The following is a 22,772-nucleotide window of genomic DNA, read 5'->3' on the forward strand; positions in this document are numbered from 1 at the left end:
GTTCTCGTTTCTCGTGTCCCTTTCTCACGAGTGATGTCCCACGGATGGCACCGGCGTGAGACGCCCCAGGTCAGAGCTGTTCTGTCGCACTGAGCCTGTCGGATTCTCACCGCTTCTCGTTCGTGCTGTCGGATTCTCATTGCGTCGCGCGCTGAGCGACGACGTTTGCCCCGTACGTGGGGTTTGATCTCATTTTCCTGGTCCGGTTCTCGCGGTACCTGTCACGGTCGTTTTCGGCAGGTATGCGGAGCCGGGGGTGGCGATGGATCTGGGCCTGGTCGATGTCGAGTGGGCTGACGGTGAGGGCGGCGGGTTGCGGAAGTCCGTGCTGGAGGCGGTTTCCCGGGTTCGGTTCGAGTCGGTGCTGCCGGTACGGCGGTTCACGTCGTACCGCGGACAGCGGCATTTCACGGGCTGGTACTGGGCGGCGACGATGGAGTCGCTGGTGGGGTTCGAGTCGTGGCTGGAGCGGGACCGGGCCATGCTCCTGGATCATGACCGGAGGGTGGTGGGGCTGGCCTCGCAGCCGTTCCGGTGACCTGGCAGGGGGCGAAGCGCCGGATCTCGCATACGCCGGACTACTTCGCGCGGCTGGAGGACGGCTCGGGCCTGGTCGTCGATGTCCGGCCGGCGGACCGGGTCGGACCGGAGGACGCGGTGAAGTTCTCGGCGACCGAGGCGATGTGCCAGGAGATGGGCTGCTGGTCCTACGTGCTGGTGCACGAGCCCGATCCGGTGGAGATGGCCAACGTCCGCTGGCTGTCTGGATATCGGCATCCACACAACCGGGTCAGCGACGTCGCGGATCGGCTCATGGACGCCTTCGGCGGTCCTCACGGACCGCGAGTTCCTCGGAGAGGACCAGGTCGAGGAAATCGAGGTAGCCCATCTTCGCCTCGTCGGCCCGGCGGGTGAACTCGTTGATGATCTCCGCGAGGTGGGGCAGACCGAGCTTGCCGGCCGTGGTGTGGATGCGGTTGCCGGTCAGCTGGCTCAAGAGGGTTCCTTCGTCGCTCGGTTAGTGGTGAAGGGGCGGGTGCCGGTCAGTTCGTCGTAGACCGACAGCGGGCGACGGCCGACCTGGACGCTGGCGGCAGCGGCCCGGTTCAGCAGGGCTTCCAGCGAGCCGGCCTCGGGCCCGAGAGGCTGGTCGCGGCGAGGCTGGGGCGGGACATCGCCAGTGGTGACGCGGCGTCCGGCTCCGGTGGGCAGGCCGTCCCAGTGCGACTCGTCCACCATCCGGGCGCCGCGGCCGGCCGCCCTTGGATGGGCGGCCAGGAGAGTTTCCCCGTCGGTGCCGGGGACGGTGGAGTGCAGTGTGACCTGTGACTTCGTGGCCCGGATCTCGACCAGCTGGCGGGGGGCGGACCTTGCGGGCGGGCACCGAGTAGAGGTTCGCGTCGAAGGCGACCAGGCAGTCCTTGCCGACGTGCCGCAGATGCCGCTGGGCCACCACGTACGGAGTCGCCGGCAGTGGCCGCAGGGCCACGTGATCCCGCACGGCCCGGTGTCCGATGATCTCGCCGTGGGTGCCGTGCACCTTCGCCCGCCGCAGCGGCACCCAGGCCGAGAAGGCGGCGTTCATCTCCTCGACCGAGGAGAAGGCCCGGCCGGCCAGCACATGGTCACGGACGATCAAGACTTGCCGCTCGACGCGGCCCTTGCCCTGGGTCCGGTAGGCGGCCAGGACGTCGATGTCGAAGTCGTAGTGCCCTGCGAACGCGACCGCTTCCGGGTGCAGCGGGACCGCCTCGCCCGGCGCGACGTGGCGGCGCACGACGGTCTTGGTGCGGTCGTAGACGATCGTCATCGGCACCCCGCCGAAGTGTGCGAACGCAGCCCGGTGGCAGTCGAAGAAGCTCGCCAGGTCCTGGCTGGTGGTGAAGCGGCAGAACGGATCACGGGAGTACGACAGCGTCATGTGGAACGAATGGACCTTCGGGATCCCGACGTGCGCGAGGATCTTGCCCTCGTCACCCCAGTCGACCTGGGCCTGGGCACCCGGGATCACCTCGAACCGCCGGTGCAGACCGGCCAGCTCGCCCGGGCCGATGCCAAGCTCCTCGGCGATCCGGGGCCGAGCCTCCTGGAGATAGATCTTGACCCGCTGGTAGTTGATGGCGACCCCGTACTCCGACGCCAGACGCTCGTGGATCACCGACGCCTTCAGCAAGATCTCCGACCTGAGCATCGCGTCGATGAGCGGGGCGACCTCGTCGACCACCCGTCGATGCTGCCGCCCATCCGCCGTCCGCGCTGGCGGCCCCACCGGGGCCTCGCCCGACAAGTACTTCGTGACCGTACAGCGGTTCAGCCCGGTCTCCTTCGCGATCTCCCGCAGGCTCATCGCACCGGACTCGTACAGACCGCGGAACCGCCTCAACTCCAGCTAGCGATGCGGGTCCAAGACCACGTCAGCCGCCTCTCTGTCACCCCGAAACCGACGACAGAAGACTCGCGGTACCCGCCCATCACCAAGCGGACTTTTCTGCGGCTGCGGCAGCGCTACGAGGCCGAGGGGCTGTGGGGGTTGGTGGACGGCCGGTCCCGGAAACCGTCGGCTCCGGTCCCCGGCACCGGAAGAGTGGACGAGTGCGTCATCGAGGCGGTCACCGAGGCACTGGCCGGGCAGACAGACCTTTCGACAGGCGACCGCAGGCGGCTCATGCTGCAGGCCGAGCAGATCCTCGCCGCGAAGCATGGCGAGGAAGCGGCGAAGCTCCTGCCGTCGAGGGCGACCTTCTACCGGCTGATGAACAGCCTCGCCAAGAACAACGAGTCCTTCGGCTCGGCAACGGTCCGCCGCCAGCAGGCCCTTCGGCCCGTGGGACCGTTCACCCCGTCCATGGCTGCCCGCCCCGGGGAGATCGTGCAGATCGATTCTACGCGGCTGGACGTGATGGCGGTGCTGGACGACGGGGTCGTGGCTCGCCCGGAACTCACGATCGCGGTCGATGTCACGACGCGCACGATCTGCGCGGCCCTGCTGCGGCCCGCGGGCACGAAGGGCGTCGACGCCGCGGTGCTGCTGGCGAGGATGCTGGTCCCCGAGCCGATGCGGCCGGGCTGGAGCCAGACCCTGGCGATGGCGGACTCGATCCTGCCGCACCAGCGACTTATGGCAGTGGACGCGCGCTTGGAGAAGGCCGCTCCGCAGGCTGGAATCCCCACTCCCCCGACCGTTTGGCCACACTCTCCGGGCGCCCAACGCCCCAGCTCGCCCGGGCCCTGCCCGCGCTCGCCGACTTCCTCAGCCTGCACGGTCCCGGGCAACGAACGGAACAGCTGATCAGCCGCCCCTGCCGCTGCTGCACAGCCCGCCGCAGCCCCACCGCTTCCGTGGTCATCACCCTCTCGCCCGCCCACGTCCACCTCTGCCCGCGGCATCAGCTCTGGACCCGCTCCACTCACGACATCCCGCTCGGCGTCCTACCGGAAGTCATCGAGGCCCAGCGTCGACTCGACCAGCTCGCCCGCCGTCACCGGCAGACCAGACGAGCCCTCGACATGGCGCGGAGAATCGTCGAAGACTGGTCCGCCTCCGGAATGCCGATCGACCTCGGGAAGGAGTGGACCGATCGTCTTGACCGAGTCGAAGCTCTCGCCGTCAGCAAGAAGATCTCGGCTGAGGACCGCAGTCACCTCGCGGCGTTCCCCGAGATCGTGGCGCTGACGCACCTCATCCTCGACCCGCCCACAACCGCAATCGACCCCAGAGAGCTCTACCTGGCGGCGACCGCCGAGCTGAGCCGACGATTCGCGCGGATCTACACCGCCCTCGGAACCCAGGACCCCCTCTACCGGAGGTTCTGCCTCTATCGAGATCGCGACCTCCGCGAAAGCAGGCCAACGACTCGCTATCTGACAGATGCGCTTCGACAGGACAGCTGCTCAGCGCGCTCACTCGTCAGGTCGACCCAGCCGTAAAGGTGGGTGTCATCATCCGGCCGTAGCTTCCGAGGTGGGCGCCCCGTCAGGGGCGCGGAGTCCCTGCGATCTGCGGCTCCGCCGCGTGGGCGCGAGTGACCAGAAGCGATGCCGTAGGCCGGCAGCCGGGCCGGAAGACCCCGGCTGCCCGTCCGTTCGGACGGTGTGTCAGACCATGGCGAGCCGGTCCACCAGCAGCTCCACCCTCCGCTCGGCGTCCGCCGGCGGCAGCCGTCCCGCCCGGGTCAGGGTGGCCAGCCCGTGCAGGGCAGCCCAGAACACCTCGGTGAACAGTGCCGGGTGGACGCCGTCCCCGGCGACCTCGCCGAGGCTTTCCAGCAGGGCGGCGAAGGCGTCCTTCAGCGGCTCGGGGGTGTCCTCGTGCGCGAACGCCAGGCCGCCGTCGAGCTGGAACATGGCGTCGTAGACCGCCGGGTTGCGCTCGGCGAAGTCGAGGTAGGTGCGGGCGAGGGCGGTGACCCGGGTGCGAGGGCCGTCCGCGGCGGAGGTCGCGGCCCGCAGCGCCGCGGCCATCTCGGCGGCACCCTCGAGGGCGACGGCGCCGATGATCTCGCGCTTGCCGCGGAAATGGCTGTAGAGGACGGGCTGGCTGTATTCGATGCGCTCGGCGAGCCGGCGGGTGGTGACCGCGTCCCAGCCCTGCTGCTCGGCGAGTTCGCGGGCCGTCGCCACGATGAGGCGCTCGCGGCCCGCCCGTTCGCGCTCCTTGCGTTCCTGTACCGACATGATTTGATCCTAGCACCGCTAGACAATCGATCGGCAGTAGTACTAGCGTTGCCTCATCGTCTAGCAACACTAGATCCCAGGAGGGGTCATCATGCTCAACGCACTCGGGGTCTTCACCACCGTGGTCGTCGGAGTGATGGTGGGGGTGGAGTTCTCCGTCGCCTTCGTCATCAACCCGATCCTCAACGGACTCCCCGGCGACAACGGCCTGCGCGGCCGCACCCACGGGGCCCGGATGCTCGGCGCCGTGATGCCGTTCTGGTACATCGGCTCGCTCGTCCTGAGCGCGGTCTGGGCCATCGCCGGATGGCATCACCACGGCGCCGGCCTCGTCGTCATCGCCGCCGCGCTGCTGATCTTGAGCGTGATCATGTCGCTCCTGCTGCTCGTCCCGATCAACAACCGGGGCAAGACGTGGACCACCGAGAACCTGCCCGAGGACTGGAAGGAGCAGATGAACCGCTGGGACCGCTTCCACTACGTCCGCGTTGCCGTCATCATCGCCGCCTTCGCCCTGCTGGCCGCCGCCCTCGCCTGAGCCCGCGGGCCGAGACCGCGCAGGTGGCGGCACTCCTCTACTCCGCGGGCGGTAGCCGACGATTCGCACGGATCTACACCGCCCTCGGAACCCAGGACCCCCTCTACCGGAGGTTCTGCCTCTATCGAGATCGCGACTTCCGCGAAAGCCAGGTCGTTCGAGAACCCCGGGCCTCCGCCCTCTCAAACGACCTGGCATCCCAGCAGGCCAACGGCTCGCTATCTGACAGATGCGCTGCGACAGGACAAGAGCCCTGTGAGATCTTTAGTCTGATCCCGCATCGCTGGCGCTCGCTGCTGGGGGTGGGTATGCCGCGTGTACTTGGCGAAGTCTCGATGAGTCTTCGCTATGCGGACGGGCAGATCGACGAGGACCGGCTGTGGCCCACGACGGGCGTCGATGTCTTCGAGCCTTCGGTGCCGTGGCGTACGTTCCGCTGGCGGCACGGCCAGAAGCACTACTCGGGCACGTACTGGTCGTCAACCATGCGCGACCCTGTCGTCTACGAGTCGCGGCTTGAGTTGACACGCCTGCTCTACGCCGACTTCGACCAGGACGTGACGGCGGTCTTCGCCCAGCCGTTCCTCCTCTCCACCACGGTGGACGATCGACTGCGGCGGCGCCATGTCCCGGACTTCCTCGTTCTGCGGGGCAAGGACGTCCCACTGGTCGTCGATGTCAAGCCCCGGCATCTGCTCGCGCGGCCGAAGGTGAACTTCGCGCTCGGCTGGGCCCGCGAGGTCGTTCTCTCCCGCGGCTGGGACTTCGAGGTGTGGTGCGAGCCACCGGAGGCGGAACTGGCGAACCTGCGCTTCCTCGCTGGCTACCGGCGCGACTGGCTCTTCAGCGAGGACTTGCTGGCGGAGATTCGGGAGGCGGATCTGTACGGGGCCTCGCTCCGAGAGGCGTTCCGTGCCTTTCCGCACCATCCGGAGTGGAGGGTGCGGGCAGCCGTCCTGCGGCTGTTGTGGTGCCAGCACTTCGTGACGGATCTGTCTGTGCCCCTGTCCGAGCCCCACGAGCTGCGGCAAGGGCCGGCCGCCGTGACCGGCTCCGGGAGACACGATCTACCGCCACCAGTAGAGGAGCGTGAGCGCAACCTCGACGTGCCGAAAGACGACGTGACGGTTCAGAGGCGGGAGTCTCATGCGGGAGGACTCGTGAACGAAGCCGCGGTACGTGTCGGAGTGGGTACGAGGCTGAAGTACGACGGCGAAGTCGTCACGGTGGAGGAGATGTTCGGCTCTGCGGCTGGCAACGAGGTCCTGGTGCGCGACGGGTCGGGCCGCCGGTTCCGGTTATCGCTGCGGGAGGTACTCGTTTCCGGTCGGGCGGCAGTCATCCCGGAAGGACCCGGTCCCTCGTCCGACGATCCGATCGAGACGGCCTCCATCGTCCTGGCCCAGCTCACGGATGAGGAGCTGGCCGCGGTGCGTGAGCGTGCCGCCCACATCAGCGAGGTCCTCTACGGCTTCCGGTCGGGAAGCGCCGAGTTGTCGGAGCCGGGCGAACCGCGGCCCGCGTACGCGGCAACAGTCCCCAAGCTGCAGCGGTACGAGGCCAAGGCCGCCGAGCTGGGGGTGAGCGTACGCACCATCAAACGATGGGTGCGGGCCTTCCTCCTCGATCGCGAGGCCGGTCTCGTCCATGGCGGGCCGGATCGAGGGGACGGCACCATGGGCGGGCTCGGGCGGGCCCATCCGCGGTGGGTGGAGATGGCCCTGGAGATTATGGCGGAGCACGGGAAGGAGTCGCAGCCGACCCGGGCCAAGGTGATCCGCAGAATCGGCCCTCGGCTCGCCGCCCGCTACGGCGAGGACGAAGTGAAGTTGCCGACGCGCGCGACGGCATACCGGTGGCTCGACGAGCTCGAGCGATGGAAGCCGACCTTCAGGTTGAGCATGAAGCGCAACCGGGACATCGCCGCCCGGCCACCGGGTGCGTATGGGAAGCTGCGGCCGACTCGGCCAGGCGAGTACCTGCTGATGGACACTACGCGGTTGGACGTCTTCGCGATGGACCCGATCACGCTGAAGTGGGTGCAGGCCGAGCTGACGGTAGCGATGGACTGGTACGACAGGTGCGTCACGGGGATCAGGGTGACTCCGGTGTCCACGCAGTCCATCGACGTCGCGGCGGTGCTGTTCCAGACTTACCGGCCCCGCCCAGCGGGCAGGGACTGGCCCGCGCACGCTGTCTGGCCCGACCACGGCATTCCCCGCACCGTCTTAGTAGAACGGGAAGCCCTCGAAGAGGACGACCGGGAGGGGAAGGGCGGCGGCACGACAGGTGTCGCAGGCCCGGCGCTGGTGCCGGAGACCATCGTGGTCGACCACGGGAAACCGAGGAGCTCGCCCAACTGCGGATCGTCTGGGCGGACGGCTCGAACTCCCTGGCCAGGTCCTCCGGCGTACGGCCGGCCCTGACGAGCTCGACGATCTGGCGACGGAACTCCGGCGGGTAGGCCGGACGCGTCCTTGGCACGATGAACTCCTCCTTGCGGGGACCAGTGTCCCCAAGCGGGTAGGTGTCCACCAAACCGGAGCAACATCAGACTGCCTCTACATCCGCACCACCGGCCACATCGGCTCGCTGATGACGCTCATCAACCGGGGCTGTCAACGTGCTGCCCGCACCGGCGTCGAACTCCTCGACGAGGACCTGCTGAACCAGGTGAAACTCGATGCGGGGGCGGAGCGGGCGCGTAAGGCACTGGAGAAGAAGTTCGCCCGCAAGCGCATGACGACCAAGCCCTGTTCCCGCACCACGAAGGCCGCGTCGGCGAAGACCGTGGCATGAAACAGGCCCGTACGCTGCCGCTGCGCCAGGCCCCGCTTCCCGGCGAAGCCCTGGACTCATGGCTGGAGGCGCTCGCTCAGCTGCTTCGGACGCCACTGGGAGAGGTCATGCTGAGCGTCGGCCTGCCACCCCGGCAGAAGGCCAGCAACCAGCTGCACGGCATCCCGCCGGACTGGACGATTCTGCTGGGGCCGCAGCATGCCGCCGCTCTGTCCGCGACGACGGGGCTGGAAGAGGCCCACCTCCATGCGATGACGCTGCGGCACTACGACCAGCGGGGGCTGGAGATCAATCACGAGCGTCGCTTCGTCAACCGGCGGGTGCTCTGGGGGCGAGGCGCCGGCTCCCGCTTCTGCCCGGATTGCCTGGCGGAATCCGACGGCCGGTGGATGCTGTCCTGGGGGCTGGGCTGGTCCTTCGCCTGTCTGCGACACCACCGACTGCTGGGCGACTGCTGTCCGGGCTGTGGGCGTGTCCCCCGCCTGCGGCCCTGAAGCCCGCGAGCTATCCCTAGCCCCCGGTACTGCGGGAACGCTCCCTCAAACCCGGACGGTCCCTTCACCAGAGGCTGCGGTTTCGACCTCACACAGACGGACACCCTCCGCCTGCCCGCCGGACATTCAGCAATGGCCGCCCAGGCGCTCGTCATGAACATCATCGAGAGCGGCACAGCCACCTTCGGCGCCTACGCACTCGCTCCGCAGCCGGCGGCGGGCGCGCTCAGCGACATCCGCGCCATCTGCGGCCGCGCGCTGTCCGATCTCTCAGCCAAGGGGACCTGGGACACACCTTGATCGAGCGAGCTGAACGCGGCCGCGGGATGAGACCAACCCCGTTCGGCAGCAAAGTTGCAGAGGCCGTTCGGACGGCAAGACGTGCTTCACCGACGGTGACGGGCTGAACGGCGGTAACGACCTGGGGGGCGATTGCCGGTGATGGGGACGGCTGGTCGCTCAGGGCTGCACTGCGTCGAACGGCAGAACGCGATGGAAGACGACCATGGCTTGACCGGGGCCGTTGTAGTCATCGACGATCTTCGCATCGAAGCCGAGGCGGCGATGGAATGCGATCGAGCCGGTATTTCCGAGTGACGTGATCGCCTTCAATCGCAGAGCGCCGTGGCGATGCGCGGCGTCAGCGAACGCCGCGTACAGACGACGCCCGAGACCGATGCCACGGGCGTCGTCCCGAGTAGCGATCAGGTGTACGTACCCGGTGCCGGTCGGGGTGACGAACCCGATGATGTACCCGTGGATTCCGTCCTCGGCTCGGGCAATCAGACAGGTTTCACCGAACTCTTGCACCAGCGCCAGAAGGTGCAGGGACCGAAGGTCGCGTTCTCCCCAGTATCGGTGGTGATCAGCGAGAACCTGGTGGATGTCGGTCATCTCGGCCGATGTGATCTGTGTGTGCATGACATGGATCATGGCAGGTGCCTTGCCCGTGTGAGGAGCGGACGTGCTGGCCAGCCCGTGACATGGCAAGGTCCATACGAGTTTGGCGAGTTGTGACGCTTGCCTGGGGCCGTGCGGCTGGGTGTCCCGCACGCGGCGCTGGCCCGCCTGTATGGGGTGGACCGCTCCACCGTCTCCGGAGCGGTCCGCGAGTCCGACGACTGCTGGCCGCCCGGGGCTTCGCCGTCCACGCCCCCCGGACTGCGGTCCGGCTGATCAGGTACGTCTCGCCTGGTTGTAAGCAATTGCCAAGACCTATGGATGGGAGACGCGCCGACCCAGCGGTGGTAGGCATCTACGTCGACGTTGATGCCACACACGATGGTGACAATGTGTCGACCGGCGAAGCGGTCGCGGTCTTCGAGGATCGCCGCGATGCCGGGTGCTACCGCGCGTATCTCCTCCCAAGGCCTGGTACCTGTTGTAGGGACTGCATCCCCCGGCTGTGAATACGCACAGTAATGACAGTGAGAAAGCGAGCAGCCGCAACGTGGTGATCAACATCGGCTCGCCACCGACGGTTCAGCCGCGAGCCGTGGAACGTCCAGACTCTACGTGTACCAACATGCGCTTGAGCAGAGCGATCAGGATGTCCTGGTCGGCGTGGTCGAGCGGTTTGACCATGGCTTCCTCGGCCGCCCCCTGCACCTTCATGGCGGCGTACCAGCGAGTGTGTCCGAGTTCGGTGAGTTCGACGTCGACGCGGCGGCGGTCCTCGGTACTGCGGAGCCTGCGGATCAGGCCCGCCTTCTCCAAGGTGTCGAGGCGGCCGGTCATTCCGGCTGGAGAGATCATCAGTTCGGTCGCCAGTTGTGATGGGGTGGCGCGCCATGGTTTGCCGCGTGAGGCGAGGCGGTGCAGTGTCTCGAACTCGAACTTCTGGAGGCCGACTTCGGCGAGAGCTTCGTGCTTGGTGTGGCTGGCGTGCTTGGTCAGCAGCTGGATCCTGGTGATGATCGCTTCGGCTCGCTCGTCGAAGGGCGCCTTGTTACGCCAGCGGGCAATGTGTCGGTCGACGGAGTCCTCCATCTCTTCAGTATGCTACGCCAGCAAGTATTTCGTTGGCTAAAGATTGGCTGACGAAGTACCGTGCGTCATGGCCTCTCCGATTCGTCGGTTGCTGGTAGGGCGCACTATTGCGGCTCTAGCGACCGCGCTGATCCCGACCACACTCACCCTCGCGGTTGTCCGCACCGGCTCGGCCATGGACCTCGGCCTTGTGCTGTCCTGCGAGCTGCTCCCCATGCTCGTCCTGCTGCCTGTTGCAGGTGTGGTCGCCGACCGCTTCCCACCGCAGCGGGTCGTGCTCACCGCGGACCTGATACGCGCCGCCGCACAACTCGCGATCGGCGCGGAACTGCTCAGCGGCCGAGTGCGGATCCCCGATCTGGCCGTGCTGTCGGCGATCACGGGCGGGGCCGTGGCTTTCGGGACACCAGCCGTCCGCACGCTGGTCGCCGCTGTAGTGGCCGGACCCGAGCGCCTTCGGATCAACGCGCAACTCGGGGCCGCGCAAGGGCTCGCTCAGATAGCGGCTCCCGCAGCCGCCGGCGGCCTGATGCTGCTTGTGGGGGCCGGGTGGTCCTCCCTGCTCACCGGCACGCTGTTCATCGCATCCGCCACCACTCTCGGCGGCCTGCGGCTAGACCGCCCCCTCCAGCGCGCTAAGCGAAGCGCCTTCCTGGGAGAACTACGCGAGGGGTGGGCTGAAACCCGCCGCCATCCCTGGTTCCTGGCCAACGTCCTCGGACACGGCGTGTGGCACCTGACGGCGGGCTTCCTCCTCACCCTGGGCCCGATGATCGCCGTACGTCATCTGGGCGGAGACACCGCCTGGGTCGTCATCGCAGAAGTCGGCACGGTGGGGATGGTCGCCGGTATCTACGCCGCCTCCCGGCTGCCCATACGCCACCCCCTGGTCGGCGTCGCCGTGGGCGCCGCTGTCTTCGCGCTCCCGCTGACGGCGTTCGCCCTTCTCCTACCGATCTCGATCGTCACGACTGCCTACTTCGCGGGGATGTTCGGAGTCGGCCTTCTCAGCCCGCTGTGGGAAACCACCATGCAACGCCGCATCCCGCAAGAAGCCCTCGGGCGCGTGGGATCGTTCGACACGCTGATCTCCTTCGCCGCCCGACCGCTCGGTCTCGCCATCGCCGCCCCTGTTTCGGCGACCATCGGGACCACAACTCCACTGCTCCTGGGAGCGGCATTGGTGAGCGCTGCAAATCTCGCCATACTCCTGCTCCCCGCCGTGTGGGAGACGCCCAGCACACCGACCTCACCCGCCAAACCAACCGGCCAGCAAGACGCGACACGAGCCGCGTAGGCGAAGCTCAGCAGACCTGGCGATTTGCCCGCCAATGCGGGCACGCCCTGGACCGATGGCTGTCCTGGGCGGCCCGCTGCGGCCTGCCAGGCGCGGGGCGGCCGAGGCCTTGACGTCGTGGGCTGTGGACTGATCATCGTTGACAACCGACTGTCTGCCGCTCGCTGATCACACCGTTGCGCTGATGTCTCCGCCGGCACTTCCTGAGCGGTGTGGAGGCCCGGGTTGTAGGCGGGCGGGGGTATGTGGAGCTGGTCGGTGGTGTAGTCGCCGAAGCGGAGCACGTTCTCGCGCCGGTAGGGACTGAGCACCGCCAGGTCACTCGCATGGACGGTCCAGCCTTCGCGGGCCATCCGGGACAGCGTCTCGCTCATGTCGATGGTGGTCGAGAAGATCACACTCGGGGCAGGAGGTCGAGGAACTTGACTGCTTTGTCCTGTAGTTCCGGGTCACGGCTGGTCAACCAGCCGGCGTTGCCGAAGTGAAGCCACTTGGTGAACCCGTTGTAGGCCTCGGCCTTGTTCGTCGCCCGCTGGATCTGCTCCCGCAGCGCCGGGTCGGACAGATAGCGCAGCAGCACGGCCGTGCGTACCGCGCGCCCTACCTCGCGGAAGGCCTGGTAGATCTGGTTCTTCCGCGACCGGTTGTTCAGCCTGCGCAGCAGAGTGACCGAGGAGACGGTGCCCTGCTCGACCGAGAGCGCGACCTGCATGAGGTCGGGCCAGTGGCGACGGATGAGGTCCCAGTCGATGGCGGTGCGGGGGTCAGTGGAGAACAACTGGTCGATGTGGCGGTAGCGCACCGCGGGGTCGGGACGGTGGAAGGTGAGGTCCTGGAAGTTGCGGATCCTGGGCAACAGGTCAATGCCGAGCAAGCAGGCGAGCCCGAAGACAGGGAACGACTGGCCTTGCGTATCGGCGTGGATCTGCTCCGGCTGCGCGGCCGACTGGTTCTGCAGGAGGGAGTCGATCAGGTAGACCGCTTCCCAGACTCCGCAGGGCACGAATCCCGCGAGTGGGTGGCGGTGGTCTATCACCGGCGGCCCCACACGAGTCTGGTCGACCCCGGGCTGCCGGGGCTGCGGATGTCCCCAGCCGCGATGTTCGAACACGGCATGGCCCAGCGACATGGATACCGGCCCCGTCCTCCGGGAGTAGCCCCCGGGGCTCTCGAACCGAGACTGCATCTTCGGCTCAGAAATCTCTGGGAATCGTCCCCGAACACCGATTGAATGCCCCCTGTGACTTCTTTCCCCTCAGCCGGAGCGTCGGCCGCCTATGACCGCATCGGCCTCGGTTACCGCGAGGTCCGCCGCCCCGACCCGCGGCTGGCTGCAATGATCCACGATGCCTTGGGAGGCGCCCGCACCGTGGTGAACGTCGGTGCGGGGGCCGGATCCTACGAGCCGCCGGACGCCGATGTGACCGCGGTGGACCCCTCACAAGTGATGCTCGACCAGCACCCCGGCCCACACAAAGTCCAGGCCGGCGCAGAAGACCTGCCCTTCGAGAATGGCTCGTTTGACGCGGCAATGGCCATCTTGACGGTCCACCACTGGTCCGACCTGCACCAAGGGCTCCGTGAACTGCGGCGGGTCGCCAGGCGCCAGGTCGTCCTCACCTTGGATCCCGGCCACACGCGCGAGCTGTGGCTGGTCTCCGAGTACCTCCCGGAGATCCGGGACCTGGACCACGCCCGCTTCACGTCAGTGGCCGAGGTCGCAGAGAGCCTCCAGGCGCACACCGTGCTGAGTTTTCCCGTCCCGCACGACTTCACCGACGGATTCCTGGCCGCGTTCTGGCGTCGGCCGGAGCAGTACCTCGACCCGGTCGTGCGGCAGGCGAGTTCGAGCCTCGCCGTCCTGCCTGCCGAGGTAATCGAGCCGGCCATGGACAGGCTCAGGGAAGATCTGTCCTCTGGGGATTGGGAGCAGCGTCACGCGGAGCTGCTGGCCGAGGACGCGATCGACTATGGTTACCGGCTCCTCATCGCCGGAGAAGACCGCCGGTGAACGTGCCGGTGATGAGGACGGTCTCGCGGTGCGTGGAAACTCGCATCCTCAGCGAGTCGAGCCGAGCCCCGGGTCCAAGTCGCCGCGTACCGGAACCGGAAGTGCCAGGGCGGCCGCTCCGCTGCCGTCGGCGCGCGGGGAGGCCACCGGACCGGGCCGACCCCGTTGTCTACCCCGCCTATCCTGCCTCCCCCTCACATGTCGCCGTTGCGCATCCCCGACGGGTAACCAGGAATCGCCCCTGGCACAGCCGAAGGGCGCGGGCCTCCGCGCCGGTGAACACACAGGAGATCGCGTGGACATCACTTCCCTGGTACCCCTCACGACTGACCGGCTCTCGCTGAGGTTGTTCACTCCGAGCGATGCCGATGACCTGTTCGCGTATCAGGGGTTGGCGAGCGTCGCTCGATACCTCTACCGGCCCCCGTACACACGGGAGGACTGCGAGGCGGTCGCCGCTGAGCGGTCGGCGGTCACATCGTGGGGCGTCGAGGGGGACAAACTCTCACTGGCGCTCTGCCGTCAGGAAGAGCCGGGGGTCATCGGAGAGGTCTCCCTCACGCTGGCCGACGCCCGATCGCGTCAGGGCGAGATCGGATGGAGCCTGCACCCTGGCCACGAAGGCCACGGTTACGCGGGTGAGGCCGCCGCGGCGTTGGCCGCAGCCGCCTTCGGCACACTCGGTGTCCACCGGCTGTTCGCCCGACTCGACGTCGAGAACACCGGATCGGTTCGGCTCTGCGAGCGCCTGGGCATGCGCAGAGAAGCGCATCTCATCGAGAACGACCTCGATGGCGACCGCTGGGGCAGCGAGTACATCTACGCGGCGCTCGCGCACGACCTCAAACAGGACCGTTAGCGGGTGGGGGGCCGCTGCCCTGGTTTCTTGGCCGGCGGACGGGACGGGTCGGGCGAATCGGACCGGTGGTCCGGTCGTAGGAGCGGGCGCCCAACTGGTAGAGGTCGGCGATGCCGAGGTAGGCGCCGGCGTAGCCGAAGGGTTCCGCCACGGGGCGGGTAGCCGTCCTTGTATGCGTCCAATCCCCATGGAAAGCGCTTCGGTGGGGTCGTCACGCTGATCGCGGTCAGCCGACGCTCGCTTCCCCAGCCTCCTCGAATAATCACTTGATCACGCCCTCACTCAGCCGGTTCGTCGGCACCGGGTGTGCATCCGCACGCGGGCAGGGCCGAACGCCGCGGTGCGCCGGGACTGCCGGGCACGTCGTAGCCCCGGCGAGATGATCGAGGTCAGCGGTCCACCGGAGCTTTCAGCCAAAAAGCAGCACGCGGCGGCTCACATCCGCATGGCAGAGTGAGTGGGATGCCCCATGTAGCTCCGAGGCAGGAGTTTTGGTCAAGCTACTCGGACGTAACTTCGTTGACCTGCGCGTGGACGCTTGCTAAAACCTCAGCTCAGCACCTGGGTCATTGGTCATGCGAACTTGGACCCTCTACCCAGGCCCGAGCCCAGGCGCCCCCGTCGGCCCGGCCCTCGTCGGCCCGGCCCTCGTCGGCCCGGCCCCCGTCGGCCCGGGCCGCCGCCGTGGTGTGGTGTCAGATCACATCGGCGAGCTCCTCCAGCAGCCGCCGCTTGGTGCGGGCGCCGACCATCGACCGCATCGGCTCGCCCGCCCGGAACACCATCAGCGTCGGCATCGAGAGCACGCCGTACGTCGCCGTGGTGCCCGGGTTCTGGTCCACGTCCAGCTCCACCACCTTCAGCCGGTGCGCCTCCTGCCGCGCGATCTCCGCCAGTACCGGCGCGATCATCCGGCACGGGGGGCACCAGGAAGCGGTGAACTCCACGAGCACCGGCAGCTCGGCCGCCAGTACCTCTTCGGCGAAGGTGGTGTCCGTGATCACGGACACTTCCCCGGTGTGCGTCTGTGTCATGTCATGTCTCCCGGTGGTGTCGTTGCCATGACGGCCTCTTCCGGCGGCGTCAGCTCGCAGCGCGGCTCCGGCGGCCCGCCCGGTGCCGTGGCCGCGGTCTCCAGCGCCGCCCTGGCCCGTTCCGCCTCGGCGAGCTGTGCCCCGACCTGCTCGCGTACGTCGCTCAGCCGCGCGATGCAGTCGTCCAGCTCGGCCAGCTTGCGCCGGTACACCTCCAGCGACGCCGGGCAGGAGTCACCGGCCGGATGCCCGGAGCGCAGGCACTCCACGAACGGCCGGGTCTCCTCCAGTCCGAAGCCGAAGTCCTGGAGGGTGCGGATCTGCCGGAGCAGCCGGAGATCGTCCTCGTCGTACGCCCGGTATCCGTTGTCGGCGCGCCGCGCGGGCAGCAGTCCGATCGACTCGTAGTAGCGCAGAGTGCGGGTGGTGGTTCCCGCCCGTTCGGCCAGCTCTCCGATCCGCATGACGACGACGGTAGACCTTGACCCTGACGTCAAAGCCAGGCACACGTCCGGGCCGGCCGCCGTAGGGTGCGGACATGACCGCATCCCACCTCTCCCCATCCTCCGATGAGTTCGCGGAGCTGCTGCCCGCCACCCGCCGCGCCCTGCTGCGGCGCGTCGCCGTCGGCCAGGCCGAGGGGCGTGCCCCGTCCCTGGTGGGCGCCGTGGTGCGGGAGGGGCGGCTGGTGTGGACGGGGTCGCGCAGCTGTGTGGACGGGCACGCACCGGACGCCGATACCCAGTACCGCATCGGCTCGCTGACCAAGACCTTTGTGGCGGTGCTGGTGATGCGGCTGCGCGACGAGGGGCTGCTGGACCTCGCCGATCCGCTGACCAAGCACCTTGAGGTGCCGGAGGCGGAGGGTGCGACCGTCGCCCAACTCCTCTCCCACACCTCCGGTCTCGCCGCCGAGGCGCGCGGCCCGTGGTGGGAGCGCACACCCGGCGCGCTGCGCCCCGAGACGGCGGACATCTTCGGCGAGCGCCCGCTGGTCCACCCCGCCGGCCGCCGCCACCACTACTCCAACCCCGGTTTCGCGCTGCTCGGCGCGCTGGTCGAGCGGGTGCGGGGCGCGCCCTGGGGCGAGGTGCTGGCCCGTGAGGTGCTGGAGCCGCTGGGGATGGTCCGTACATCACTGGAGCCGCGGGCCCCGCACGCCGGGGGATGGGCCGTGCACCCGTGGGCCGATGTGCTGCTGCCCGAACCGGCCGAGGACACCGGGCGGATGGCCCCGGCCGGACAGCTCTGGTCGACCGCCGGGGACCTGGCCCGTTTCGCCGCCTTCCTGCTGGACGGGGACGAGCGGGTGCTCGACGCCGCGACGCTCGCCGAGATGCGGACGCCCGCGGTCGCCCCCGACGGCGAGAACTGGGACGGCGGCTACGGCCTCGGGGTGCAGCTGGTGCGCGTCGGCGGCCGGTTCCTGCACGGCCACACCGGTTCCATGCCCGGCTTTCTCGCCACCCTGTGGGTGAGCGCGGAGGACCGGCTCGCCGGGATCGCGCTGGCCAACGCCACCTCCGGGCCCGCCGTCAGTGCCCTCGCCGCCGACCTCGTGGGGATCGTGGCGGAGCACGAGCCCCGTATCCCCGACCCCTGGCGGCCGCTGCCCGAGGCCGATCCGGCGCTGCTGGCGCTGACCGGGCCCTGGTACTGGGGCGCCAACCCCTTTGTGCTGCGGCTGCGTGCCGACCGGGCCCTGGAGCTGTCCCCGGTCGGCGGGAAGGGCCGCGGCTCGCGCTTCAGGGCCGAGCCGAACGGGAGCTGGACCGGCCTGGACGGCTACTACGCGGGGGAGACGCTGCGCGTGGTCGAGGGCGAGGACGGCGCGCCCGCCCATCTCGACCTCGGCACCTTCGTGTTCACGCGGGAGCCGTACGCACCGGACGGCGCGGTGCCCGGCGGCGTCGACCCGGAGGGCTGGCGCACGCTCTGACCGGGCCCGCGAAGCGCAGGGGGGCGCCGGCCTGACCCTGGCGGTGGTACGTACGGCCGGGGGCTGGGTGGGGCGTGCCGGGCGCGGCAGGTTTGGTTCCCGAACGGGGCCATCCGGTCCTCCGTTCTCCCCGCGCCTCAAGGAGATCCGCCGTGCGCTCGTCCGGGCGCGGAATACCACACCCCGCGCGCCGAGGCGAGGCGCGCCGCGATCAACGAATGGATACGGACCTCCGGCGCGTTCGAGGCGGTGGTCGACTTCGCCGAGGTCATGGCCACGCCGTCCGATCCGCTCGCGCTCGACCCGGCGTACGACTCGGGCGACTTCAGGCATCCGAACGACGCGGGCTACCGGCGGATGGCGGAGGCCATCGACCTCAACACCCTGTGATCAGGCGTGATCAGGCGAGCGGGAGCTTGAAGCCGACGTGGCTGGCCTCGAAGCCGAGGCGCTCATAGAAGCGGTGGGCGTCGGTACGGGTCGCGTCCGAGGTCAGCTGCACGAGCACACAGCCCTCGCGGCGCGACTCCTCCACGGCCCATTCGGTCAGCTGGGTGCCGAGCCCGCCGCCACGCTCATCGGAGTGGATCCGGACCGCCTCGATGATCGAGCGGGTGGCGCCGCGCCGGGAGAGCCCGGGGACCACGGTGAGCTGGAGGGTGCCGACGGTACGGCCGTCCCGGACCGCGACGACCAGCCGCTGGTTCGGATCCCGCTCAAGCCGCTCGAAGGCGGCCCGGTACGGAGCCGGGTCGTCGGGGGACTCCCGCGTGGCGCCGAGTGGATCGTCGGCCAGCAAGGCCACGATCGCGGGTATGTCATCGGCGGTCGCGCGCCGGATCTCGAAGTCGGTCACGCCGTGAGCCTACGGTCGGTCACGCCGTGAGCCAACGACGGGGAGCACAGCCCCTCGACGGCGGTCACGAGCGGTGCGAGCTCCGGCCGCCGGGCGGCGTCCTGGAGGGCCTCGCGCAGCGCGGCGTCATGGGTCGGCCGCGCCTCCTCCAGCAGCCTGAGCCCCTCGCGGCTGACGTTCGTACAAATGCCACGGCGGTCGGTCGGGCAGATGTAGCGGGACAGCAGACCGCAGGCCTCCAGCCGGGCGACCAGCCGGGTGGTGGCGCTCTGACTGAGCACGACGGAGTCGGCGAGCTCCTTCATCTGCAGATGTCCGCCCTCGCCGTCGTGCTGGCCGCTGAGCACATTGAGCACGGCGAACTCGCGGACGCTGAGACCGTGCCCGGCCCGCAGCGCACGCTCGATATGCGCCTCGATCCGGCCGTGCAGGGAGGACAGGGCGCCCCAGCCCTGGGCCAGCGCCTGCCCGGTGGGCGGGGCGGTGGCGCCGTGCGGCTCGTCCGGCATGGGACCCCTCCCTCAGTGGGTGAGCGGGATCCACGGTAGTGCAGGGATGAAATAGACCGCGTAGGCAAGTATCGAGGGCGCCGGAGATCAGCGTCCGCGCAGCCGCCGCCCGCGCGCGGTCAGCCCCCATGGCTTGACCACCGAGATCGCGGTGAGGAAGACATAGACGCTCAGACTGACCGACGGGGCCAGGATCAGATCGGTGGTCGCCCCGACCGCCCGGCCCGCCGTCACATCGGCCATCGCGGCGTTGATACGGGCGCGCAGCGCGAACGCCGTGGCGGCGGTCGTCCCCAGCGTCAGCCAGAACTTCGCCCACACCCACCGGTAGCGGGCCAGCCCCCAGGGCGTCCCCAGGGACAGTACGACCCCGCTGCCCAGCGCCAGCAGACTGACCGGAATCAGTAGCCAGTCGCCCAGCACATTCATCGACCGGTACGCCGCTCCGGCCTCCTCGGCCGACCCGGCGACGGCCCCCGTGATCCCGAGAGCCAGCATCCCGAGGGTCAGCCCGAGCCAGCCGACGGAGACGACGACATGAACGACGAGGAGTCCCCGGCGGACGGGGCGCTTCAGCTGCTGCATGGCCACCACCGTCGCGTGCCGCGGCCCGCGCGGCGTCTGACGGCGGGAGTATCCGCGCGTACGCGATACCGAGTACGTGGCAGCGCTCGGAAGGCAGCGCGACCGTGGCAGGGCGACCGTGGCAGGGCGACCGTGGCAGGGCGACGGCGACAGCGCGACGGTGGCAGGTGATGGCGACAGCGCGACGGCTATAAGGGGGGAGAGGGATGGGCGACTTTCGGTCATTCTCTGTAACGGCGTGATCGTGCTGGGTTGTGGCCCCTAACGTGGACAGATACGTGGCGTGCGGCATCACGTCGCGTTCGAGCATGGGGGGACGGGGGAGCATGGATCCCATTACCGTTGCGGTCGCTTGCACCGCACTGGTGGTCAAGGGAGCTCTGGAATCCGCGGGCCAGGAGGCGGGCCGCTCGTCGTGGGGCGGCGGGGCTCGGTTGCTGGAGCGTATCCGGGCGCGGTTCAGCGGTGACAGCGCCGCCGAGGGCGCGCTGGACGAGGCGCGGCGGAATCCGGACGACGAGGGCGCGCGTGATCTGCTGCAGCGGATGCTGCAGGCTCATATGCTGCGCGATCCGTCCTTCGAGGACGATGTGCGGCGCATGGTCGAGGAGGCCGTGGCGGCCCAGGGCGGCGGCCGGGCGTCCGTCAACGCCGCGCTGATCAAGAACGCCCAGGTTTTCCACAGCAAGGTCGAGGTCCACGGCGACTGGAAGACCTCCTGACCCTGCCGTACGGCCACGGCGATCATCACGGCCTTGGGACATCCGCATCTCCATGACGAACGTGAGCAGGGAAACACCCGCGGGAAAAGGAACCGAGGAAGGGCCCGAGAAGCCGCCCGACGGCGGTGACGAGCGCCGCGATGCCGACAACGACCCGAACGGCACGGGCACACCGGGCTCCCGGCCCCCGGCGCAGCCCGGACCGGAGGAAGACGGTCCGGTCAGTGAGGCCGACGCGCTTCAGTCGCTCACCTCAGGGGGCGGCCACGACGAGCCGGAGCGAGCAGAGGCCGTGCGGGCGGCGGCGCTCGCCGACCCCATCGCCGAGCGCATCAACTCCGAGGTCTCCGCGACCCGGATGGGCACGGTCGCGGTCTTCAACGGGAGCGTGAGCTTCGGCGGAGGGTTCCACTCCGGCGACGGGGGCCACGGCGGTCCGCCGAGCGGCGGCGCCGCGGGTGGTGACGGCTCGGTGGTCCGGATCGAGGACTACGAACTCGCCGACCACACCGAGCTCTACGTTCACCCCGACGGCTACCACGAGGCGCTCGAAGCGCTGACCGAGCGCTTCTTACTGGTGCTCACCGCGCTGCCCGGAGCGGGCCGGGAGGCCACGGCGGTCAATCTGCTCGCCGAGGCGATGGCGATGGCCGTCGCGGTGGGCGGAAGCGACGGCGGCGGGGCCTGCCACCGGGTCCTCGACGCCGGGCAGATCACCCGGCCCGCTTGGGAACCGGACCGGAACAGCGGTTATCTGGTGCTCCTCGACGACTCGGCGGGCGCGGACCGCGCACCGGAGGGTGTGCAGGTGCGCCGCCTCGCCGGCACGGCCGCGAAACTGAAGGCCGCCAACAGCTTCCTGGTGCTGGTCGGAAGCCAGGAGCTCGCCGTGACCGTCGCCGGCCTCGCCGGCGACCACGCCGCCTGGTACGGCCTCACCGCCGTGGACCCCGTCGCCGTCGTCGAGCGCCGCGTCCTCGGGCACGGCGAGGATCCCGAACCGGCCGAGACTCTGCGGAAGCTGCTCACCGAATCCGGGGCGCGGCAGGCGCTGCGGGAGCAGCCCGCGCCGCGCAACGCCGTGCGCCTCGCCTCCGTCCTGCGCGCGGGCGGGGACCTGGTCGCCGAGGTCGCCGCGCTGCGCGACCCCAGCGATCAGGTGCACGCATGGTTCACCCGGCACCGGGACCCGGACGCCGTGGCCTTCGCCATCGCGGCCGCGGTGCTGGAAGGGTCCGGCTATCTCACTGTCGCGGACGCGGCCGTGGAGCTGCGCGCGGCACTCTCGCCGGCCGACGACGCCCCGCCGGACGTACGGTTCCGCGACCGGTTGGGCCATGAACAGCCGTGGATCGAGCTCACCACCAAGGGCGTTGGCGGCACCGCCCCGGCACTCGGCCCGCCCCGGGTGCGGTTCCGCAGCGCGCTGCTGCAGCAGGTCGTCCTCGCGTACGCCTGGACCACCCTGGACGGACGCCGTGCGGCGATCCTCACCTGGCTGCGCCGACTGCTCACCCACGACGACATCGAGGTGCGCGCCCGGGCCGCGGTCGCCGCCGGCATCCTCGCCTGGGCCGACCACCACTACGCGCTGCACCGCTTTCTGCGGACCTGGGCCGGCAGCACCTCCTGGCCGGTGCGCCAGGCCGCCGCCACCGCGCTCGGCGTGGCCGGCAGCCGGCCGGGGGCCGACGAGGCGGTGTGGGGGCAGCTGCACGAGTGGGCGTCGGGCGGTACGTCCGCGTACGCGCGACGGCTGGCCGCGACCGCGGCCAACACGGTGGGCGGTCCGCTCGGCAGGAGGGACCCCGAGCGCGCGCTGGCCCTCCTGCACCGTGCGCTCGACCGCGGTGACGACTGGGGCACGTTGACCCCGGTCGCCTGGAGCGGGGTGCATCTGCTCCACCAGGGCCGGGCGGCGCCTGTGCTGGACGCGCTGATCGCCTGGTCCGAGCCGCAGGACGTCTCCCCGATGGTCGTCAAGTCGCTGTCGGCGTTCGTCTTCGCGGTGCGCAGGCCGTACGAGGAGCCGGTGCGGGCGGAGGGGGCGGGTGTCCGGAGCGATGGGACGGCGGGGCGGGGCGTCCCGGGTGTTCCGCTGCTGCTCAGTCTCTGCGCCACCCGGGAGTACCGCGGCCGGCTGGAGGAGCTGTGGGCCCGCTCGCTGGCCCGTAAGCCCGTCCAGGAACTGGCGCTCGACGCCCTGCGCGAATGGATCGACGACTACGCGGATCGGGACCTCGCCGCGCCCGATGCCGTCCTCGGCCTGCTGCGGGGCATCTCCAGGCGGCCCGGCAAGCATCACGACCGGCTCGTCTACTGGCTCCGCCGGTGGGGCGCCGACCGCGACGCGCCGTCGCGGCGCTCCGCCGAGCTGGCGCGAAGGCTGGAACGGGAGGCGCGATGACCCATCGGTATCGGCACCGGCGTCAAGACGACCGATCCGAGCAGACGCGGCCGCCACGG

At 69.5% G+C, this 22,772-nt stretch carries 23 protein-coding genes and 7 pseudogenes; 16 read left to right on the forward strand and 14 right to left on the reverse strand.

Annotated features, from left to right (window positions below; genetic code table 11):
* Positions 1 to 256: 256 nt before the first annotated feature.
* Together ABZS71_RS16325 and ABZS71_RS16330 are read left to right on the forward strand one after the other, a co-directional pair.
* On the forward strand, positions 257 to 538 hold the full coding sequence (locus ABZS71_RS16325) for a hypothetical protein (RefSeq protein WP_356210607.1): 282 nt from the start codon (positions 257 to 259) through the stop codon (positions 536 to 538).
* Positions 535 to 774, forward strand: a pseudogene (locus ABZS71_RS16330) (hypothetical protein); the annotation flags it as partial. The gene ABZS71_RS16325 and the pseudogene ABZS71_RS16330, both read left to right, overlap by 4 nt.
* A 49-nt stretch (positions 775 to 823) precedes the next feature.
* Here ABZS71_RS16330 and ABZS71_RS16335 read toward each other — a convergent pair.
* Positions 824 to 997, reverse strand: a pseudogene (locus ABZS71_RS16335) (ATP-binding protein); the annotation flags it as partial.
* Positions 994 to 2,389 (reverse strand): annotated as a pseudogene (gene istA, locus ABZS71_RS16340) (IS21 family transposase). The pseudogenes ABZS71_RS16335 and istA, both read right to left, overlap by 4 nt.
* Positions 2,390 to 2,395: 6 nt before the next feature.
* Between istA and ABZS71_RS16345 the strand changes: the two are divergent.
* Positions 2,396 to 3,289 carry a hypothetical protein gene (locus ABZS71_RS16345; RefSeq protein ID WP_356210609.1) on the forward strand — a complete coding sequence of 298 codons (894 nt, stop codon included), beginning with the start codon at positions 2,396 to 2,398 and terminating at the stop codon, positions 3,287 to 3,289.
* Between the two features lie 50 nt (positions 3,290 to 3,339).
* Positions 3,340 to 3,927, forward strand: coding sequence for a hypothetical protein (locus tag ABZS71_RS16350; protein WP_356210612.1), 588 nt, complete (start codon positions 3,340 to 3,342; stop codon positions 3,925 to 3,927).
* A 168-nt stretch (positions 3,928 to 4,095) separates the two neighbouring features.
* Here ABZS71_RS16350 and ABZS71_RS16355 read toward each other — a convergent pair whose 3' ends face one another.
* Positions 4,096 to 4,674, reverse strand: a complete 579-nt coding sequence (locus ABZS71_RS16355) for a TetR/AcrR family transcriptional regulator (RefSeq protein WP_355858730.1) — start codon at positions 4,672 to 4,674, stop codon at positions 4,096 to 4,098.
* A gap of 91 nt (positions 4,675 to 4,765) precedes the next feature.
* Between ABZS71_RS16355 and ABZS71_RS16360 the strand changes: the two genes are divergently transcribed.
* Positions 4,766 to 5,212, forward strand: coding sequence for a DUF1772 domain-containing protein (locus ABZS71_RS16360; RefSeq protein WP_355858727.1), 447 nt, complete (start codon positions 4,766 to 4,768; stop codon positions 5,210 to 5,212).
* 308 nt (positions 5,213 to 5,520) lie between these two features.
* A pseudogene (locus ABZS71_RS16365) lies at positions 5,521 to 7,557 on the forward strand (TnsA-like heteromeric transposase endonuclease subunit); the annotation flags it as partial.
* Positions 7,558 to 7,567: 10 nt separating this feature from the next.
* On the opposite strand, the pseudogene ABZS71_RS16370 reads toward ABZS71_RS16365, so the two are convergent.
* Positions 7,568 to 7,696: pseudogene (locus tag ABZS71_RS16370) on the reverse strand (transposase); the annotation flags it as partial.
* A 111-nt stretch (positions 7,697 to 7,807) separates the two neighbouring features.
* On the opposite strand from ABZS71_RS16370, the gene ABZS71_RS16375 reads away from it, so the two are divergent.
* The 3 genes from ABZS71_RS16375 (at position 7,808) to ABZS71_RS16385 (ending at position 8,805) form a co-directional block, all read left to right on the forward strand.
* A complete protein-coding gene (locus tag ABZS71_RS16375) occupies positions 7,808 to 8,011 on the forward strand; it encodes a hypothetical protein (RefSeq protein ID WP_356210615.1) in 204 nt (67 codons plus the stop codon).
* On the forward strand, positions 8,008 to 8,505 hold the full coding sequence (locus ABZS71_RS16380; RefSeq protein ID WP_356210618.1) for a TniQ family protein: 498 nt from the start codon (positions 8,008 to 8,010) through the stop codon (positions 8,503 to 8,505). Before ABZS71_RS16375 ends, ABZS71_RS16380 begins: the two co-directional genes overlap by 4 nt.
* A 153-nt stretch (positions 8,506 to 8,658) precedes the next feature.
* A complete protein-coding gene (locus ABZS71_RS16385) occupies positions 8,659 to 8,805 on the forward strand; it encodes a hypothetical protein (RefSeq protein ID WP_356210620.1) in 147 nt (48 codons plus the stop codon).
* A 159-nt stretch (positions 8,806 to 8,964) separates the two neighbouring features.
* Here the strand turns inward: ABZS71_RS16385 and ABZS71_RS16390 are convergent, their stop codons facing one another.
* The 3 genes and pseudogenes from ABZS71_RS16390 to ABZS71_RS16400 form a co-directional block, all read right to left on the reverse strand.
* The gene (locus tag ABZS71_RS16390; RefSeq protein ID WP_356210623.1) at positions 8,965 to 9,426 is read right to left on the reverse strand and encodes a GNAT family N-acetyltransferase; all 462 of its coding nucleotides are present in this window, start codon (positions 9,424 to 9,426) and stop codon (positions 8,965 to 8,967) included.
* Between the two features lie 305 nt (positions 9,427 to 9,731).
* Positions 9,732 to 9,845: pseudogene (locus tag ABZS71_RS16395) on the reverse strand (threonine dehydratase); the annotation flags it as partial.
* Positions 9,846 to 9,987: 142 nt separating this feature from the next.
* Entirely contained in the window at positions 9,988 to 10,494 is a 507-nt protein-coding gene (locus ABZS71_RS16400) for a MarR family transcriptional regulator (RefSeq protein ID WP_356210625.1), read from the reverse strand.
* 67 nt (positions 10,495 to 10,561) lie between these two features.
* Between ABZS71_RS16400 and ABZS71_RS16405 the strand changes: the two genes are divergently transcribed.
* Complete coding sequence (locus ABZS71_RS16405) at positions 10,562 to 11,791, forward strand: MFS transporter (RefSeq protein ID WP_356210627.1); 1,230 nt, start codon at positions 10,562 to 10,564, stop codon at positions 11,789 to 11,791.
* 323 nt (positions 11,792 to 12,114) lie between these two features.
* Here ABZS71_RS16405 and ABZS71_RS16410 read toward each other — a convergent pair.
* Positions 12,115 to 12,165: pseudogene (locus ABZS71_RS16410) on the reverse strand (hypothetical protein); the annotation flags it as partial.
* 20 nt (positions 12,166 to 12,185) lie between these two features.
* Positions 12,186 to 12,827 carry a Tn3 family transposase gene (locus ABZS71_RS16415; protein ID WP_356210630.1) on the reverse strand — a complete coding sequence of 214 codons (642 nt, stop codon included), beginning with the start codon at positions 12,825 to 12,827 and terminating at the stop codon, positions 12,186 to 12,188.
* A 195-nt stretch (positions 12,828 to 13,022) separates the two neighbouring features.
* Between ABZS71_RS16415 and ABZS71_RS16420 the strand changes: the two genes are divergently transcribed.
* Together ABZS71_RS16420 and ABZS71_RS16425 are read left to right on the forward strand one after the other, a co-directional pair.
* Positions 13,023 to 13,802, forward strand: coding sequence for a methyltransferase domain-containing protein (locus ABZS71_RS16420; RefSeq protein WP_356210633.1), 780 nt, complete (start codon positions 13,023 to 13,025; stop codon positions 13,800 to 13,802).
* Between the two features lie 295 nt (positions 13,803 to 14,097).
* Positions 14,098 to 14,661: a GNAT family N-acetyltransferase gene (locus ABZS71_RS16425; protein WP_356210636.1), complete on the forward strand. Its 564-nt coding sequence runs from the start codon at positions 14,098 to 14,100 to the stop codon at positions 14,659 to 14,661.
* A 695-nt stretch (positions 14,662 to 15,356) separates the two neighbouring features.
* Here the strand turns inward: ABZS71_RS16425 and trxA are convergent.
* On the reverse strand, positions 15,357 to 15,695 hold the full coding sequence (trxA, locus tag ABZS71_RS16430) for a thioredoxin (RefSeq protein ID WP_356210639.1): 339 nt from the start codon (positions 15,693 to 15,695) through the stop codon (positions 15,357 to 15,359).
* Positions 15,692 to 16,159 carry a MerR family transcriptional regulator gene (locus tag ABZS71_RS16435; RefSeq protein ID WP_356210641.1) on the reverse strand — a complete coding sequence of 156 codons (468 nt, stop codon included), beginning with the start codon at positions 16,157 to 16,159 and terminating at the stop codon, positions 15,692 to 15,694. The genes trxA and ABZS71_RS16435 overlap by 4 nt, the downstream gene beginning before the upstream one ends.
* Before the next feature lie 74 nt (positions 16,160 to 16,233).
* On the opposite strand from ABZS71_RS16435, the gene ABZS71_RS16440 reads away from it, so the two are divergent.
* Together ABZS71_RS16440 and ABZS71_RS16445 are read left to right on the forward strand one after the other, a co-directional pair.
* Positions 16,234 to 17,634, forward strand: coding sequence for a serine hydrolase domain-containing protein (locus ABZS71_RS16440; protein WP_356210643.1), 1,401 nt, complete (start codon positions 16,234 to 16,236; stop codon positions 17,632 to 17,634).
* 111 nt (positions 17,635 to 17,745) lie between these two features.
* Positions 17,746 to 18,024, forward strand: coding sequence for an SGNH/GDSL hydrolase family protein (locus tag ABZS71_RS16445; RefSeq protein ID WP_356210688.1), 279 nt, complete (start codon positions 17,746 to 17,748; stop codon positions 18,022 to 18,024).
* A 10-nt stretch (positions 18,025 to 18,034) separates the two neighbouring features.
* Here ABZS71_RS16445 and ABZS71_RS16450 read toward each other — a convergent pair whose 3' ends face one another.
* The 3 genes from ABZS71_RS16450 to ABZS71_RS16460 all read right to left on the reverse strand — a co-directional run bounded on the left by ABZS71_RS16450 (position 18,035) and on the right by ABZS71_RS16460 (position 19,584).
* On the reverse strand, positions 18,035 to 18,490 hold the full coding sequence (locus ABZS71_RS16450) for a GNAT family N-acetyltransferase (protein ID WP_355849660.1): 456 nt from the start codon (positions 18,488 to 18,490) through the stop codon (positions 18,035 to 18,037).
* Positions 18,487 to 18,999, reverse strand: a complete 513-nt coding sequence (locus ABZS71_RS16455; protein ID WP_356210645.1) for a MarR family transcriptional regulator — start codon at positions 18,997 to 18,999, stop codon at positions 18,487 to 18,489. The genes ABZS71_RS16450 and ABZS71_RS16455 overlap by 4 nt, the downstream gene beginning before the upstream one ends.
* Positions 19,000 to 19,086: 87 nt before the next feature.
* Positions 19,087 to 19,584, reverse strand: a complete 498-nt coding sequence (locus ABZS71_RS16460; protein WP_355849654.1) for a DUF2269 domain-containing protein — start codon at positions 19,582 to 19,584, stop codon at positions 19,087 to 19,089.
* A 326-nt stretch (positions 19,585 to 19,910) separates the two neighbouring features.
* On the opposite strand from ABZS71_RS16460, the gene ABZS71_RS16465 reads away from it, so the two are divergent.
* Together ABZS71_RS16465 and ABZS71_RS16470 are read left to right on the forward strand one after the other, a co-directional pair.
* Complete coding sequence (locus ABZS71_RS16465; RefSeq protein ID WP_355849651.1) at positions 19,911 to 20,306, forward strand: hypothetical protein; 396 nt, start codon at positions 19,911 to 19,913, stop codon at positions 20,304 to 20,306.
* Positions 20,307 to 20,367: 61 nt separating this feature from the next.
* Positions 20,368 to 22,713, forward strand: a complete 2,346-nt coding sequence (locus tag ABZS71_RS16470) for a hypothetical protein (protein WP_356210647.1) — start codon at positions 20,368 to 20,370, stop codon at positions 22,711 to 22,713.
* Positions 22,714 to 22,772 lie beyond the last annotated feature (59 nt).

This window comes from Streptomyces sp. NPDC005393 (genome assembly GCF_040606675.1).
Taxonomy (GTDB): Bacteria; Actinomycetota; Actinomycetes; order Streptomycetales; family Streptomycetaceae; genus Streptomyces.

What these genes read in the sequence shown, in the direction of transcription:
- ABZS71_RS16345 (WP_356210609.1), top strand. Translation starts at nt 2,396, where the DNA reads ATGCGGGTCCAAGACCACGTCAGCCGCCTCTCTGTCACCCCGAAACCG.
- ABZS71_RS16355 (WP_355858730.1), bottom strand. Translation starts at nt 4,674, where the DNA reads ATGTCGGTACAGGAACGCAAGGAGCGCGAACGGGCGGGCCGCGAGCGC.
- ABZS71_RS16360 (WP_355858727.1), top strand. Translation starts at nt 4,766, where the DNA reads ATGCTCAACGCACTCGGGGTCTTCACCACCGTGGTCGTCGGAGTGATG.
- ABZS71_RS16375 (WP_356210615.1), top strand. Translation starts at nt 7,808, where the DNA reads ATGACGCTCATCAACCGGGGCTGTCAACGTGCTGCCCGCACCGGCGTC.
- ABZS71_RS16380 (WP_356210618.1), top strand. Translation starts at nt 8,008, where the DNA reads ATGAAACAGGCCCGTACGCTGCCGCTGCGCCAGGCCCCGCTTCCCGGC.
- ABZS71_RS16385 (WP_356210620.1), top strand. Translation starts at nt 8,659, where the DNA reads ATGAACATCATCGAGAGCGGCACAGCCACCTTCGGCGCCTACGCACTC.
- ABZS71_RS16390 (WP_356210623.1), bottom strand. Translation starts at nt 9,426, where the DNA reads ATGCACACACAGATCACATCGGCCGAGATGACCGACATCCACCAGGTT.
- ABZS71_RS16400 (WP_356210625.1), bottom strand. Translation starts at nt 10,494, where the DNA reads ATGGAGGACTCCGTCGACCGACACATTGCCCGCTGGCGTAACAAGGCG.
- ABZS71_RS16405 (WP_356210627.1), top strand. Translation starts at nt 10,562, where the DNA reads ATGGCCTCTCCGATTCGTCGGTTGCTGGTAGGGCGCACTATTGCGGCT.
- ABZS71_RS16420 (WP_356210633.1), top strand. Translation starts at nt 13,023, where the DNA reads ATGCCCCCTGTGACTTCTTTCCCCTCAGCCGGAGCGTCGGCCGCCTAT.
- trxA (WP_356210639.1), bottom strand. Translation starts at nt 15,695, where the DNA reads ATGACACAGACGCACACCGGGGAAGTGTCCGTGATCACGGACACCACC.
- ABZS71_RS16435 (WP_356210641.1), bottom strand. Translation starts at nt 16,159, where the DNA reads ATGCGGATCGGAGAGCTGGCCGAACGGGCGGGAACCACCACCCGCACT.
- ABZS71_RS16440 (WP_356210643.1), top strand. Translation starts at nt 16,234, where the DNA reads ATGACCGCATCCCACCTCTCCCCATCCTCCGATGAGTTCGCGGAGCTG.
- ABZS71_RS16455 (WP_356210645.1), bottom strand. Translation starts at nt 18,999, where the DNA reads ATGCCGGACGAGCCGCACGGCGCCACCGCCCCGCCCACCGGGCAGGCG.
- ABZS71_RS16460 (WP_355849654.1), bottom strand. Translation starts at nt 19,584, where the DNA reads ATGCAGCAGCTGAAGCGCCCCGTCCGCCGGGGACTCCTCGTCGTTCAT.
- ABZS71_RS16465 (WP_355849651.1), top strand. Translation starts at nt 19,911, where the DNA reads ATGGATCCCATTACCGTTGCGGTCGCTTGCACCGCACTGGTGGTCAAG.